We start from the raw sequence: 13,622 nt of genomic DNA, 5'->3' as shown, positions 1-13,622 counted from the left end.
AAAACCTGCTGTACTCAGCTGAACTTAGTCAGCCAGACCGTCAACGATCGTATCAATGTTGGCACGGTACATTTTAATGTAGGTTTCTGCATCGTCTTCTTCACTGCCTAATGCATCGGAATACAGTTCTCCGGCATTGACTACCTCGTGACCTCTGCTTCCGGCTGCTTCGATCAGCGCTTCGATATTTCTTGGTGAAACAGAACTTTCAACGAATACCGCATTGATCTCGTTATCTACCAGGAAGTCCGCGAGCTGACTGATGTCTCCAGTTCCCGCTTCTGTCTGTGTATTCAATCCCTGCAGACCGACCACTTCAAAATTAAATTCTTCCCCAAAATACTGAAACGCATCATGTGCCGTCACCAGATAACGGGACTGTTCCGGTACTTCTTCAATTCTTTCTTCAATATACGTTCTTAATTCTCCCAGTTCAACTAAATACGCCTCCGCATTCGCCTGGTAATAGTCTTCATTGTCCGGATCTTTTTCACTCAGCTGGTCTGCCACATAAGTTGTGATTGTTTCCCAATGAGAAACGCTGAACCAGATGTGCGGATCATACTCCAGATCCTCTTCATCTTCTTCCGGAACGAGAAGATCTCCTTCATTCAAGGCATCTGCCATGACGATGGTAGAGACTCCTCTTTCATCCAACTGTTCAAAGGCTTCCACAAAACCTGCTTCAAGCATTAATCCATTATACGCGACAATGTCTGCTTCTTGCATGGCATTTACATCAGATGTGGACGGCTGGTACTCATGCGGATCGACTCCGGGACCCATCAGACCTTCTACTGACACTTTTTCTCCACCGATTGTCTCCATTAGATCGGCGATCATTGATGTAGTTGCCACAACGTTCAATGGATTATCTTCTGAAACCTCATCTGTCTGTTCATTTCCGCATGCCGCCAGTGACACGACACCTGCCATTAATGCTAATCCTTTTACCCATTTCATTATATCTATCTCCTTCTATACAAATAGTGTTATTTTACTTTAACTATTTTTAGTCTACCCTAAAAAATAATTTCAGTCAACCATGAAACGAAAATTAAATACCCCTTTGATTAGAAACTGATAAATGTGGTACACTTTTATAGAAATGAAAAAGATAGAGGGGTATAACGATGACACCCAATAAAGAGGATTTTATTAAAGCAATTTTTGAACTTGGTGGAAAAGAAAAGGTCGTGACCAATAAAGACCTGGTCCGGATGCTTTCGATTTCTGCAGCATCTGTGACAGATATGAATACACGTCTGCTCAAGGAAGAGCTCATCACACACCTGCCTTACCAGGGCGTCATGCTTACTGAAAAAGGCCTGCTTATTGCTAATCAGCTTATTAGGAAACACCGGATCTGGGAAGTGTTTCTTGCAGAAAAACTGGGGTACGACTGGAATGAAGTCCATGCGGATGCCGACCTTCTGGAACATGTGTCTTCTGATCTTCTGATCGAACGCCTTAATATATTTCTGGAGGAACCGACATTTGATCCTCACGGCGGAGTGATCCCGAATCAGGACGGGACAGTCCCGGAAATACATTCTACACCGCTCATTGAGTGCAAAGTCGGTGACCGGTTCAAAATACAGGAAGTCGATGATCAGGAAGACTTTCTGGAATATCTGCTGTATAAAAAGGTTCACTTAGGCAAAGAATACACCTTGGCTGAAATCGAACCGTATGATGGCCCATTGACTCTTGAGACATCGGCTGGCGAAAAGACAGTCATCGGACATAAGGCAGCATTTAAAATCTTTGTAGACATAATCGAATGATCGACTGACAAAAGCGTTCTTATGAGCGTTTTTTTAGTTCCCTGATAAAATATAAGCAGTATACTCTGGAAAGAAGGAAGTTGTGTGGAAAAGCTGCATCGTAAACTGGAATGGATCGATCTGTTGAGCCTCATCGGCTTGTGCCTGTCTGTCATACTTATTTATTTTGCATGGCAGGGTGGCGTGTTCAACTCACGGGAAGATTTTGTAGCCTACGTTCATGGTTTTGGACGATTTTCAGTAGCTATATTTATCCTGCTTCAGATTCTGCAGATTTTCCTTCCGCTTCTTCCTTCAGCTATTACCGTAGCGGCAGGAGTTATTTTATATGGACCATTCATAGGTGTTCTCTATAATTATATCGGCATAAGTATTGTTTCAATTCTGGCGTTTCTCATTGTAAGACGTTACGGTCACTCGGCTCTTGAAAAACTGGTCAGTCAAAACAGGATTCAAAAATACGAAGATAAACTAAAAAACGGCAAGACATTCGAACGCTTTTTTACCACCGTCATATTTCTCCCGTTTGCGCCTGATAATGTGGTCTGTTACCTTGCCGGTCTATCCAATATGTCCGTTTTAAAAGTCTCAGTCATCATCCTTCTGGGCAAACCATTATCAATTGCCTTATACAGTCTTGGATGGACGACCCTTCTGGAACTCATCGGCATCATATAGTTTGAAAGAATGGTAGAGCGTGCTGGAAAGCCCTTTTATCATTCTTTTAAATTGACCATTGATCTACATGGTATACTTTATAATAAGTAGAAAGAAAGGATTGTTACTATGAACAGCAGTCAACCGTTAGAAAAACGCATTCCCTATCTCGAAGATAACCGCTACAGTCAGGATGATCTGGGCCTGACCTATACAGCCGCTTCCTCTACGTTCAAGGTCTGGTCCCCTCTTGCTGAACAGGCCTGGGTCAATCTGTACGACTCAGCTGACGCAGACACATCGTCCCGACAGATCGAGATGTCTCTGGAAGACACAGTCTGGGAACTGACGGTCAATGAGGACCTGAAGGGATTATTTTATACGTATTCATTTATTCACGATGGCGTTGAAACCGAGACAGCAGATATCTACAGCAGAGCAGTCGGCTTGAACGGAAACAAGTCGGCAGTCATTGATTTAGCAGAAACGGATCCAGAGGGATGGTCAGAAGATCATTTCGAGCGAGTGTCACGAATCACTGATGCCATGATATGGGAAGTTCATGTCGAAGACTTTTCAAGCGATGAATCAGCAACGTTTAAAAAAGAACACAGAGGAAAATATTTGGCTTTTACTGATGATCAAGTCCATGTCAATGATCAGCCTGACCAGCCCGCAGGATTGCCTTATCTGAGCGCGCTGGGAATCAATTATGTTCACCTCCTCCCTGCTTTCGATTATGAAAATGACGAAACTTCTCCTGCATACAACTGGGGATATGACCCAAAGAACTATATGGTCCCTGAAGGCAAATACGCATCTGATCCAGCCGATCCACTCAGTCGAATCAGAGAATTCAAAGAAATGGTCGCCAGTCTTCATAAGAAGGGGATCGGTGTGGTCCTGGATGTGGTGTACAACCATACCTTTACATTTGACGATTCCTGGTTCCAGCTGACTGTACCTGACTACTATTATCGTCAGGAATCGGACGGGGCCTTATCCAACGGATCAGGATGCGGGAACGAAACGGCGAGCGAACGGAAAATGATGCGCAAGTACATCATTGATTCCATTGTATACTGGGTGGAAGAATATCATATCGACGGCATTCGTTTTGATCTCATGGGCCTGCACGATGTCGATACCATAAATAAGCTAAGAAGGACTTTGAATGAAAGAGGCCATAGTGACGTCATTCTATACGGAGAACCTTGGAATGCTGGTAGTGTGGCTATTTATGAGCCTAATAAACCTGCTGATAAATACCATATCGGTGATTTCGAGGACGGCATAGCCATATTTAATGATGAATTCCGCGATGCGGTCAAAGGTCCTGTCTTTGAAGCCCATAAAGGTGGCTTTCTGCAGGGAGCCAACGGACATGAAGACAGCGCCTATGCGACGAATGATCTGATTGCCAGTATTCTGGCTAACACTCAGTCCGATGTGGGCCGTTTCCGTCTGCCGGATGAAAAGCAGTGGGCACGTAATCCAAGTCAGGTCGTGACCTATGCATCTGCTCACGATAATCTGACTCTCTATGACAAACTGGTGGCATCTACTCTTAAGAAACCTGCTTACGAGCGAAATCTGGATCTTATTCAGATGAACAAACTGAACGCCGCGTTGCTGTATTCCTCTCTTGGCGGTGTCTTCATGCAGGCTGGTGAGGAATGGGGTCGGACTAAATATGGCGATGACAATAGTTACCGTTCATCCATCGACATCAATCTTCTTGACTGGACACGCACCTATGAGCATATCGACCTTGTCAACTACTATAAAGGCATGATTGCTATCAGAAAGGCGTACGCTCCACTCCGGGATGACACGAATCAGACTGGCGACGCCGTTTTCTTCTCACAGCTGACAGAAAACCTTCTAGCCTATACGATCCCAAACACTACAGGGGAAGGTGACTGGTCGATGATGGCTGTTGTGGTGAACTCCAACCAGCAGCCCGACCGGGTTGAACTGAGAAGCAGCTACCCGCTGCCTAAAGAATGGACGATCATTGCCAATCGTCACACCGCCGGACTAGCTCCTCTGGGAACGATCACCGGCAATAAACTCATCATCAACCCGAGAGAAGTTTTGATTCTGGTTAGCTGATCACCTTATACCATTGATAAAAAAAGCCGATGTCTGTGATAAGATGAGCTCTTTCTCAACTTATAAGACATCGGCTTTTTCATTTTTTTCTACTCATCCGTAGATAGGGCCCAGTACTTCTGAACTGCTCCACTTTCACCACTTACGGGGTCTGTCTCCGGAACGGGTATGTCGTAACACCTCTGTTTTACATGCTCGTAATCGACAGCATCTCCGCGTTGAAGGTCCGGACTTTCACCATTTAGATAAGCGCCGACCACTTGAAAATCATCAGTAGATGTCAGCAGTTTGTGTGCAACCCCAGCTGGGAGAAGCATGACATCTCCGGCCTCTACAGTAAATTCATTCGAATGTGGCCCGCCAAGCTGAACAGTCGCTCTTCCGGACACGCAGCCAAGAACCTCATGTGTGTTTGAATGAAAATGATGAAAATCATAGATCCCATTCACCCATCCGTTCGTATAGCCATTTTCAGAAAAAAATGATTTGACTGCTTCACCAGGATTGGAATAATCCTGAATGACTTCCTCCACAGCTTTCGGATAAATAATCACTGGTAAAGGGTGATTAGGAAAAGGAGACTGTTCTTTAAACCGATGAGTTTCGACCATGCATTAAACCTCCTTAAATGAGTTATATCTTCTACACTTCAGTGTGGCAAACGTGTCTTCAAACTGCAACTCATACGTTTTGAGTCTTTAAGTGATATGTATAAAATTGACTATTATTGGCACTTTCAGTATTCTTAGATAAAGAAAAGGTAATTTTAGAAAGGGGATCATCATGGGACTATTTGATTTTTTTAAAGGTAAAAACAAACCGGCTTCCAGCAGCGAACCGGTCAGTAATGAAGAAACGGATCAGATTACTGTCAAATATGAAGCCAAACTGACTGCACACGAACTGAAGGCTGACGAGTCAACTATAGACACTGTCGTAGCTAAAATGGTAGAAGAAGATCCGTTCAAGAACTACTATAACGGCAGAACCTTGGAAGACATGACAGCATTGAGTAAACGCGTCTACAAGTACGAAAGCATTACGACGGTAAATGTTGATTTTAACGTAAAAGAAAAAGACCGTATTCTGGTCGTCGTCGAAGGTTCACCGATCGGTTTCGTTCCAGAAGAAAAGGCAAAAGCCATTCAGGAGTATCAGTCTAAACATCTGCTGACTGCTTTTGTCTACGTGACCGGCGGCCCTTATCTTGAGTACGATCGTGAAACAGAACAAGCTGTAGAAGGCGAGTCGCCTTTGGGCTTGGATATCTTCGCTCAGTTTACATGATGTATGGTACGATCCTGCTCATATTCTGATCAGTTTCTGTGCGACCAATAAAAACACCTCCCGATCCTGACAGGCCATTTATAAGGTCTGCTTCGGATCGGGAGGTGTTCATTTTTCTGAATTATTATCTATTTCATTAGTTACTGTAAAGCTTTTCGTCTGAAGACAAGGCCACCTGTTATGATGAACATGACGGTTATCATAAGCGTGATGATCGCTCCACGAGTGAAGGCCGGATCCGTTGACTGAAGGGTGAGGACTTCAACGTTTCTAGTGGCAAGCTGGAGCGGACTCCATCTTTCGATTACTGGAAAGATACTTCCAATAAATAACACGGCAACTCCTCCGCCAACAGCCAGGAGTGGCGCATAGCTGTTCCTGAACAGGACGCCTGAGAGCATAAGGAGACTGATGATCAGAAGACCGAACAAATAGAGACTCCCTACCGAGATGAACAGGCCCTCACTTGTCCCTTCCGGAAAGTAATAGAGCGTATAAGCCCGGGTGATCAGGAAGCTGATAAGATAAAAGATCGTCCAGCTGAGCAGCAGAACGGTCAGCTTAGCCCCGTAAATCGTCAGGCGCGGCAAGCCTTTAGTGACCATATGAATGAAGGTTCCTTTTTCATATTCCTTTGCCATCACCGGACTGAATACCAGGACGAAAGCGACTAGCGCGATCTGATTGATATTGGAGAAGAACTGAAGCCATGAATCGATGTAAGTCGGCTCGGCAAGAATGATCGTTATATTTTCATCCATCAGAGTTTCCATCAACTCCGGTAGAAATCGCGCACTCAACGGACTCAGCAGGCCCACTATCGCAAAAATGATGCCCAGAATGAAGAACTTATAATTCCGGCTGTTTTCTCTTATTTCTTTCTGAATAAATGCGCCATAGCCTCTCATCTGATCGCCTCCATAAACACTTCTTCCATAGTCGGCTCCTTGCGTTCCACTCTTACTGGTATGACAGATAGAGTATGAAGACAATTCAGAATAATACTCATGGCATCTGCTGCGGACTCTGATGTCCCTTCAACTTTGACGCCTGTCTGTTTGGCCGGCAGCAATTCCGGGTGTATTTCGAGTGCTTCTGCCACTCTTCCTGCTTCTTCTTCAGTTTCCAGAACCACCGTCCACTGATTGGTTTTCACTTCTGCTTTCAGTTGTTCCACTGAGCCTTGCTTGACGATTTTTCCGTTGTTCAGTATTGCCACTTTGTCACAAACTGCTTCAACATCTGTGAGTATGTGGGTCGAAAAGATGACTGTGGTCTTTTCCTTCACTTTTTTAAGGACAGTCAACAGCTGCTGCCTTCCGATTGGATCCAGTGCAGACGTCGGTTCATCACAGATCAGCAGAATCGGATCATTGATAAGCGCCTGCGCTATTCCGAGTCTCTGTTTCATCCCTCTAGAATAGTTCCGTATTCGCTTTTTGTTGTTTTCCAGACCGACCATTTCAAGGAGCTCACTTATCTTCTTCTTGCTCTCTTTCTTGTCGAGACCACTGACATCGGCGCACAACGTCATGTATTCTCCGGCAGTCAGGAACGGGTAGAACTCGGGCACATCCGGCAGATAACCTACATATTTGTTGGTTTTTGTATCCCCATATGTCACCGGTTCACCATTGATTCTGACCGTTCCTTCGTCTGGTTTAAGCAGACCCAGAGCAATCGTCATTGTTGTCGTTTTCCCTGCACCATTTTTCCCGATAAAGCCGTAAACTGACCCGCTGTCTACTGAAAAAGTGACACCATCAAGCACGTTCTGTGTCCCATATGACTTTTTGAGCTGTTCAATTTCAAGTACGGCCATCAGTCTTCTTTCCTTCCAAAAATCAGATAAATAATCGGGCCGATAATATTAACGAAAACGATCACCAGTGCCCAGATGATCTTATTTGATTGAGACAGCCGGTCATTCCTGACCAGATGAACAATTGCGGTAACCAGTAGAATAAGCTGCAGTATAATTAAAGGCAGCAGAATGGCAAAATAGTCAGTCATTAGTTGCATGGGCTTTCCTCCTTCAAATGAATTAGTCAGCTTAAGTTTACCCTTTTTTTCACAAAAAAGACAGGGACTTCAGATGTATATTGATTATATCTCCCATATTCAGCAAGTGACTTTAGCCGAGTCACTAAAGAACTATGAGGACAAAAAAATCCGGCTCAGTTCAGCCGGATTTTTCATAATTAATTTGTATTAGACCTGGGCGAACTCACAGCTTTAAGGAGAGCTAGCCTGGCTGATTTCGCGTCTTACGACACAGTCAGTAGACTAGACCGTTTAAGATTGCCTGAATTGGGCGGCCTTCCTCGCTTTTACTTCAAAGAGTATAAAAGGATGTGCTGTATCGGGAATCAATCGATTTGATTCTAGAGTGACCAAACGCTTAACGATTTGACCTTGCCTTTCAGATTTTAGCTTATTCGATTATCTTTTTTACCTGATACGAACTTTAAACAGTCCCCCTGATAAGGGTTCGCCCTCTTCTTTTGCGGTCGTCAGATAGAGGTGATCCCGTTCTTTCCCTCCCAGACAGCACGATGTGACGTTGGACACGGGCATCTGCACTTCCATCAGTTTCTCTCCAGTAGTGGAGTGCCATTTGCACGCCTTGCCTCCACCGTATTCTGCAACCCATAAATGTCCGTCCAGATCCACACACATCCCGTCCGGTGTGCCCCCGTCTGTAACTTCAAACAGGACTTTCTCGCCAGACAGCTCACCAGTGTCCATGTCAAACGCAAATGATCGGACGATTTTCTCTCCCGATTCAACATGATAGAAAGTTGCCCCATCTTCAGACCAGCCCAGTCCATTGGCAATCGTCAGGCCATCGAGGACTTCCTTATACTCCGAACCCTCCACAATATATAAAGCAGCAGCGCCTTCGATCACTTCTTCATCACCCATTGTTCCAATGAAAAATCGTCCTTTGGGGTCCAGTTTCCCGTCATTGTAACGCAGTCGATCATCCTTATTAGGCTGACAGATAAATGTCCGCTCTCCTGTTTCCGGATCGATACGGTAGATCCCGCTTTTTTCAGCAGACAAGAGCTTGCCTTCATTATCAAGAACCGCTGCTCCGACGGGGCCATCAGTTAAGTAAGTAGTCAATTCGGTTGTTTCCGGATTGAAACGATAGATGATTCCATCTGATATGGAAATAAAATACAGCTGCTGGTTCGATTCATCCCATTCGGGTCCTTCTAGTAGTGCACTTCCGGCATAAAAAATTAGTTCCGGTTCATATTGTAATTGTTCAGTCATTGGTGACATCCTTCCGGCTGATAGTGTCATGTAATATTGTCAATTCCAATCAATCTGTTTCTTCAATTTTCTGTTTTATTATACTCTTTTCCAGGTATACTAAGGTTAAATCATGATAATATGAAATGGAGTGCTTATATGACTAAAAATTATCCTGTTATTACATACAAGACAAACAGTCCGATATCCGTTTCTGTACTGACGGATCTATATGCCAGTGTCGAGTGGACCGGCTATACTGATCATCCGGACAAAATGGCTCGACTACTTGACGGCAGTGCCTATTACGAGTCCGCTTGGCATGGCGATCATCTTGTAGGACTGATCCGGGTGGTGAGCGACCATGCATCGATTGTCTATATCCAGGATATCCTGGTCAGACCTGACTATCAGAGGTCAGGAATCGGTCGTAAACTGATGCAGTCGACGCTTGAAGCATTCGACTATATCAGGCAGACGGTTCTGATGACCGACGACAGCGAAGAAACTAAGGCCTTTTACCGATCTCTAGGGTTTATCTCTTCAAATGAACTCGGCGGCCTAGCTTTTGTAAAAATGAATGCGGACGCCTAGGCAGGCTGGACTTTCGGGTCTGATTCCTGTTTTCAGGAATATGGGCCCGTATTTTTTCTGGCGACTCTTAAATCAATTACTTAGTTGCTTTACCATGGAAAATCTTTGCCTTCAATTTCCTCTATCCAGAATTGTCTCAGCGTTTGCTTCATTTCTTCTGACATAGGCACATCAGCCGCTGACAGATTTCCTCTAACCTGCTCACTCGTCCGCATACCCGGGATAACCGTCGCTGTTTCCCGGTAAGAAAGAATATACTGAAGAGCTGCATCGATCATCGAGGCGTCCGGTCCAATAACTCCTCGGACTTTATCAACTATCGCCCCTCCATATTCGCTATCCGATTTGCTCCAGCGGCTTCTTGCTCCTGTAAATGTACTGTCCGCATCATACTTTCCGGTCAGCCATCCCGAGTCGAGCGGCACTTTAACTATCAGTCCTACTCCCTTATCATAAGCCGCAGTCATCTGTTCCAGAGGTTCCTGATAAAGGTTGTTGAACATCACTTCGATAACGGTACTGTACAGATATTCGGTATTCAGGCGCTTCAATGTGTCTTCTACTAACTTAATCAAGTCGCCCGGTTCAAAATTTGTCACCTTATCAGCCTGATGCCCGCACTTACTGCTGATGAGAACTTTGTTCCGTCTCCCTGAAAGAGCCTGACCTAAGATGATTTCAATTTTGCCTCCCCCATATCTCGGTGCCGTATCAAAGAAAGTGCATCCCTGGTCCAATGCCACATCAACTAGTCGTACTGCCTGTCAGTCACTCATTTCGGACCAGTCTGTTCCATTTCCTAACTGCCAGGCACCAAATCCTATTTCAGATACCTTAATTCCAGTAGTTCCCAACTGTCTTTTCTTCACCTGCATTCCCTCCTTAACATTTCCTTCCTGTTCATGATACCCCTCCATTAATCGAAGCGCCAGTTTCTACTATCAAACATCCCGATTAAATGAGAAACGATCCATTAGTTTCGGTTAGAATTACAAAATGAGAAAATTCTAATAAATTTCTTAAATTATTTACGTTATACCGATTAGACGATTAATTTTCTTCTATTAGATTCTTCCTGTTCTGCCAATTTTTGCGTCATACAACTATTTATGCTACGGTAATATGCGGAGTGAAAATTCAATGAAATTTTCATGAAATACTAAAATTACTAATGGAGGACACAACACGTATGATTAAATCAACACCTTTAAAACTCGTTTCTCTTGCTTCAGCCGGACTACTCCTGGCCGCTTGTGGAGACGATGCAGCACAGAACGGGGAAGACGCCAGCATAGGCGACCAGCTGGATTACACAATCACTGGTATAGAACCTGGTGCTGGTATTACCGAAACAACTGAACAGGCTCTGAACGCGTATGATAACCTGGGCGACTGGGAGCTGGAAACAAGTTCAACTGCAGGAATGATGGGTCAGATTGACTCGGCTATAGCAAATGAAGAACCACTAGTCGTTACCGGCTGGACCCCACACTATAAGTTCGAGATGTATGATTTGAAGTTTCTTGAGGATCCTGAAGGTATTTATGGCGACAGCGAGTTTGTCCACACCATGTCCCGTATAGGTTTTGAAGAAGAAATGCCTGAAGCGTACGCTATCCTGGAAAACTTCTCTTGGGAAGTCGATGATATGCAGCAGATCATGCTGGATGCACAGGATATGGAGTTTGACGAAGCGGCATCAGACTGGATCGAAGAGAATCGTGACCTCACTGACAGCTGGGTCGAAGGTATAGATGAAGTGGACGGGCAGTCAATCGAACTTGGGTCATTCCCTTGGGATTCAGAACGTGCGTCTTCACAAGTCATTTCACAGATCCTTGAAGAACATGGATTTGATGTCACTGTATCAAATGTCGATCCATCCATTCTTTTCCAGGCACTTGCTCAAGGTGAAGTAGATGCAACTGTTGCACCATGGCTACCTACAACTCAAGGCGCATATCTTGAACAGTATGGTGACGATATTGTCGATATGGGCGTCAACATGGAAGGCACGGTAATCGGACTCGTTGTTCCAGAATATATGGATATCGATTCGATCGAAGACCTGACAGGCGAAACTGAGTAAGATACTCAGTGCCTTGAAACAGCAAACCTATAGGAAAAGAGCTTGTAGTCTTTACTCTAAGCTCTTTTCCTATAGTACCGTTCAGTAATTGAATTAATCTGGACGGTTCAGCTGCTTTCTGAACTACCTATATTCAGCAATATGACAATTAAAACTAAACACAAAGGAGTTTTAACTTGCAGAACACAGAAGTAAAGAAACCAGGCTTTTTATTTGCACTAGCGATACTACTTACGATCATTTCGGTTATTTCCATTGGGATCCTCGTCTTTGAGGCGCCTATACAAGTCCTTATGTTTATCGCCATGTTCATTATGATTCCGTTCATGCTTAAACTGGGCTACACGTACGCAAACGTCCAGAATGTCCTGTTCAAATCGATGGGGCAGTCACTGGAATCCGTTCTTATCCTGATCAATGTCGGTATTCTGATCGGGACATGGATCGCATCAGGAACTGTGCCGGCACTTGTCTATTACGGCATTAACATGATTTCACCGAGATTCTTCCTGCTGACGACGCTCATATTTACAGCAGTAGTGGCAACAACAACAGGAACATCATGGGGAGCGATTGGTACTGCCGGAGTAGCCATGATGGGAGTCGGTCAGACGATCGGAGTTCCATCGGGGATTACTGCCGGTGCTATCCTAAGTGGTGCCTATTTTGGAGATAAGGTATCGCCGCTATCTGATACGACTAATCTGACTCCGACCGTTACAGGAGCCTCACTTTTCGCACACATTAAACATATGATATACACTGCTGTCCCCTCATTTATACTGACTGCCATCATCTTTACAGTCATTGGCCTTCGGTATAGTATCGACTCGATCGATTCGTCTCAAACTGATGAATTATTACAGCAGTTGTCAGGTAACTTTACAATTAACTGGGTTTCACTAACCCCTATTTTATTTCTGGTCGGCATGATGCTGTGGAAAAAACCAGCTGTTATATCTATTTTTTCAGCGGCTATGTACGGCGGACTGCTGGCGGTCTTCTACCAAGGATACACGCTGTCCTCCGTCTTCAATATCATGTACGACGGATACACCACTGATTACGGTAATGAAACAGTGAACGAACTGCTCCAGCGTGGAGGGATCACTGATATGCTTCCGCTAATCGCGTTGTTCCTGTTTGCCTTAGGACTCGGTGGCATGCTGGCAGAATCAGGCGTACTGGAATCACTGCTTGATTCCTTTGCTCACAAAATACAGAGCCATTTCTCACTGACTTTACTGACTTTATTATTCGGTTACTTTACTTTAGCAATTGGTGGAGCGATCTACTTTTCTTCAGTTATGACGGGGACAATCATGAAACCACTATATGACCGAATGAATCTTAAGCCCGAGAACCTGTCACGTACAGTAGAAGCTGCTGCAACCTTGTCAGGTACGCTGTTCCCATGGGTCGGTGCCGGACTGTTTGCTACGACTACATTAGGTATCCCGGTAATCGAATATCTGCCGTTTACCTTCCTGGCGTTCATTACACCAGTAATCACGCTGATCTATGCAGCAACCGGATTTACAATGACAGAAAAAGAAGAACCCCTGCATAAGAAATCCGAGCGCAAGCAGAAGAACAAGGTGTCCGGTAAGGCTCACCTGACCAATGCTTAGTAGAGATAGATATTGAACTGAACAGTTTTAGTATTAAAATTAGAAGCAATGGGAGGCCGTCGATCTTTAATGGTGTCTCATTGCTTTTTTCTTATTTTGTGTTTCATATCCTGAGTCGTTTTGTTAAATTCACTGGGTCTGGAGTACAGGTTATGAGTGGTGCTAGGTCGAGGCTTATGACGAACTAAGACTGCTTTTTTA

The 13,622-nt window shown here is 44.5% G+C and carries 14 protein-coding genes and 1 pseudogene; 7 read left to right on the top strand and 8 right to left on the bottom strand.

Features of this window, described 5'->3' with window-relative positions; all coding sequences use genetic code 11:
* Positions 1–24: 24 nt before the first annotated feature.
* Positions 25–963: a metal ABC transporter solute-binding protein, Zn/Mn family gene (locus BLR76_RS03760; protein ID WP_091265627.1), complete on the bottom strand. Its 939-nt coding sequence runs from the start codon at positions 961–963 to the stop codon at positions 25–27.
* Between the two features lie 170 nt (positions 964–1,133).
* Here BLR76_RS03760 and BLR76_RS03755 point away from each other — a divergent pair, with 170 nt between their 5' ends.
* The 3 genes from BLR76_RS03755 to pulA all read left to right on the top strand — a co-directional run bounded on the left by BLR76_RS03755 (position 1,134) and on the right by pulA (position 4,559).
* Positions 1,134–1,787 carry a metal-dependent transcriptional regulator gene (locus tag BLR76_RS03755; RefSeq protein ID WP_091265624.1) on the top strand — a complete coding sequence of 218 codons (654 nt, stop codon included), beginning with the start codon at positions 1,134–1,136 and terminating at the stop codon, positions 1,785–1,787.
* 84 nt (positions 1,788–1,871) lie between these two features.
* A complete protein-coding gene (locus BLR76_RS03750) occupies positions 1,872–2,465 on the top strand; it encodes a TVP38/TMEM64 family protein (protein WP_176759598.1) in 594 nt (197 codons plus the stop codon).
* A 108-nt stretch (positions 2,466–2,573) separates the two neighbouring features.
* Positions 2,574–4,559, top strand: coding sequence for a type I pullulanase (gene pulA, locus BLR76_RS03745; RefSeq protein WP_091265619.1), 1,986 nt, complete (start codon positions 2,574–2,576; stop codon positions 4,557–4,559).
* 89 nt (positions 4,560–4,648) lie between these two features.
* On the opposite strand, the gene BLR76_RS03740 is transcribed toward pulA, so the two are convergent.
* Positions 4,649–5,170 carry a cupin domain-containing protein gene (locus tag BLR76_RS03740; RefSeq protein WP_091265616.1) on the bottom strand — a complete coding sequence of 174 codons (522 nt, stop codon included), beginning with the start codon at positions 5,168–5,170 and terminating at the stop codon, positions 4,649–4,651.
* Between the two features lie 172 nt (positions 5,171–5,342).
* On the opposite strand from BLR76_RS03740, the gene BLR76_RS03735 reads away from it, so the two are divergent.
* Positions 5,343–5,846 (top strand): hypothetical protein, encoded by a 504-nt coding sequence (locus tag BLR76_RS03735; protein WP_091265613.1) that lies wholly within the window; start codon positions 5,343–5,345, stop codon positions 5,844–5,846.
* Between the two features lie 140 nt (positions 5,847–5,986).
* Here BLR76_RS03735 and BLR76_RS03730 read toward each other — a convergent pair whose 3' ends face one another.
* From BLR76_RS03730 to BLR76_RS03715, 4 genes are all read right to left on the bottom strand, one after another.
* Complete coding sequence (locus tag BLR76_RS03730; protein WP_091265610.1) at positions 5,987–6,754, bottom strand: ABC transporter permease subunit; 768 nt, start codon at positions 6,752–6,754, stop codon at positions 5,987–5,989.
* Positions 6,751–7,668, bottom strand: a complete 918-nt coding sequence (locus BLR76_RS03725; protein ID WP_091265608.1) for an ABC transporter ATP-binding protein — start codon at positions 7,666–7,668, stop codon at positions 6,751–6,753. The genes BLR76_RS03730 and BLR76_RS03725 overlap by 4 nt, the downstream gene beginning before the upstream one ends.
* The gene (locus tag BLR76_RS03720; protein ID WP_245683017.1) at positions 7,668–7,868 is read right to left on the bottom strand and encodes a PLD nuclease N-terminal domain-containing protein; all 201 of its coding nucleotides are present in this window, start codon (positions 7,866–7,868) and stop codon (positions 7,668–7,670) included. Before BLR76_RS03720 ends, BLR76_RS03725 begins: the two co-directional genes overlap by 1 nt.
* A gap of 429 nt (positions 7,869–8,297) precedes the next feature.
* Positions 8,298–9,128 carry an SMP-30/gluconolactonase/LRE family protein gene (locus BLR76_RS03715; protein WP_176759597.1) on the bottom strand — a complete coding sequence of 277 codons (831 nt, stop codon included), beginning with the start codon at positions 9,126–9,128 and terminating at the stop codon, positions 8,298–8,300.
* A 138-nt stretch (positions 9,129–9,266) separates the two neighbouring features.
* Between BLR76_RS03715 and BLR76_RS03710 the strand changes: the two genes are divergently transcribed.
* Positions 9,267–9,701: a GNAT family N-acetyltransferase gene (locus BLR76_RS03710; protein WP_091265603.1), complete on the top strand. Its 435-nt coding sequence runs from the start codon at positions 9,267–9,269 to the stop codon at positions 9,699–9,701.
* 89 nt (positions 9,702–9,790) lie between these two features.
* On the opposite strand, the gene BLR76_RS12335 is transcribed toward BLR76_RS03710, so the two are convergent.
* Positions 9,791–10,252 carry an aldo/keto reductase gene (locus BLR76_RS12335; protein ID WP_342706580.1) on the bottom strand — a complete coding sequence of 154 codons (462 nt, stop codon included), beginning with the start codon at positions 10,250–10,252 and terminating at the stop codon, positions 9,791–9,793.
* Positions 10,238–10,453, bottom strand: a pseudogene (locus BLR76_RS12330) (aldo/keto reductase); the annotation flags it as partial. The gene BLR76_RS12335 and the pseudogene BLR76_RS12330, both read right to left, overlap by 15 nt.
* Before the next feature lie 437 nt (positions 10,454–10,890).
* On the opposite strand from BLR76_RS12330, the gene BLR76_RS03700 reads away from it, so the two are divergent.
* Both BLR76_RS03700 and nhaC read left to right on the top strand, forming a co-directional pair.
* A complete protein-coding gene (locus BLR76_RS03700) occupies positions 10,891–11,790 on the top strand; it encodes a glycine betaine ABC transporter substrate-binding protein (protein WP_091265600.1) in 900 nt (299 codons plus the stop codon).
* Between the two features lie 176 nt (positions 11,791–11,966).
* Entirely contained in the window at positions 11,967–13,421 is a 1,455-nt protein-coding gene (nhaC, locus tag BLR76_RS03695; protein WP_091265598.1) for a Na+/H+ antiporter NhaC, read from the top strand.
* Positions 13,422–13,622 lie beyond the last annotated feature (201 nt).

It is taken from the genome of Alkalibacterium thalassium (assembly GCF_900101165.1).
GTDB lineage: Bacteria > Bacillota > Bacilli > Lactobacillales > Carnobacteriaceae_A > Alkalibacterium > Alkalibacterium indicireducens.
This window is presented reverse-complemented; position numbering and strand designations above follow the sequence as displayed.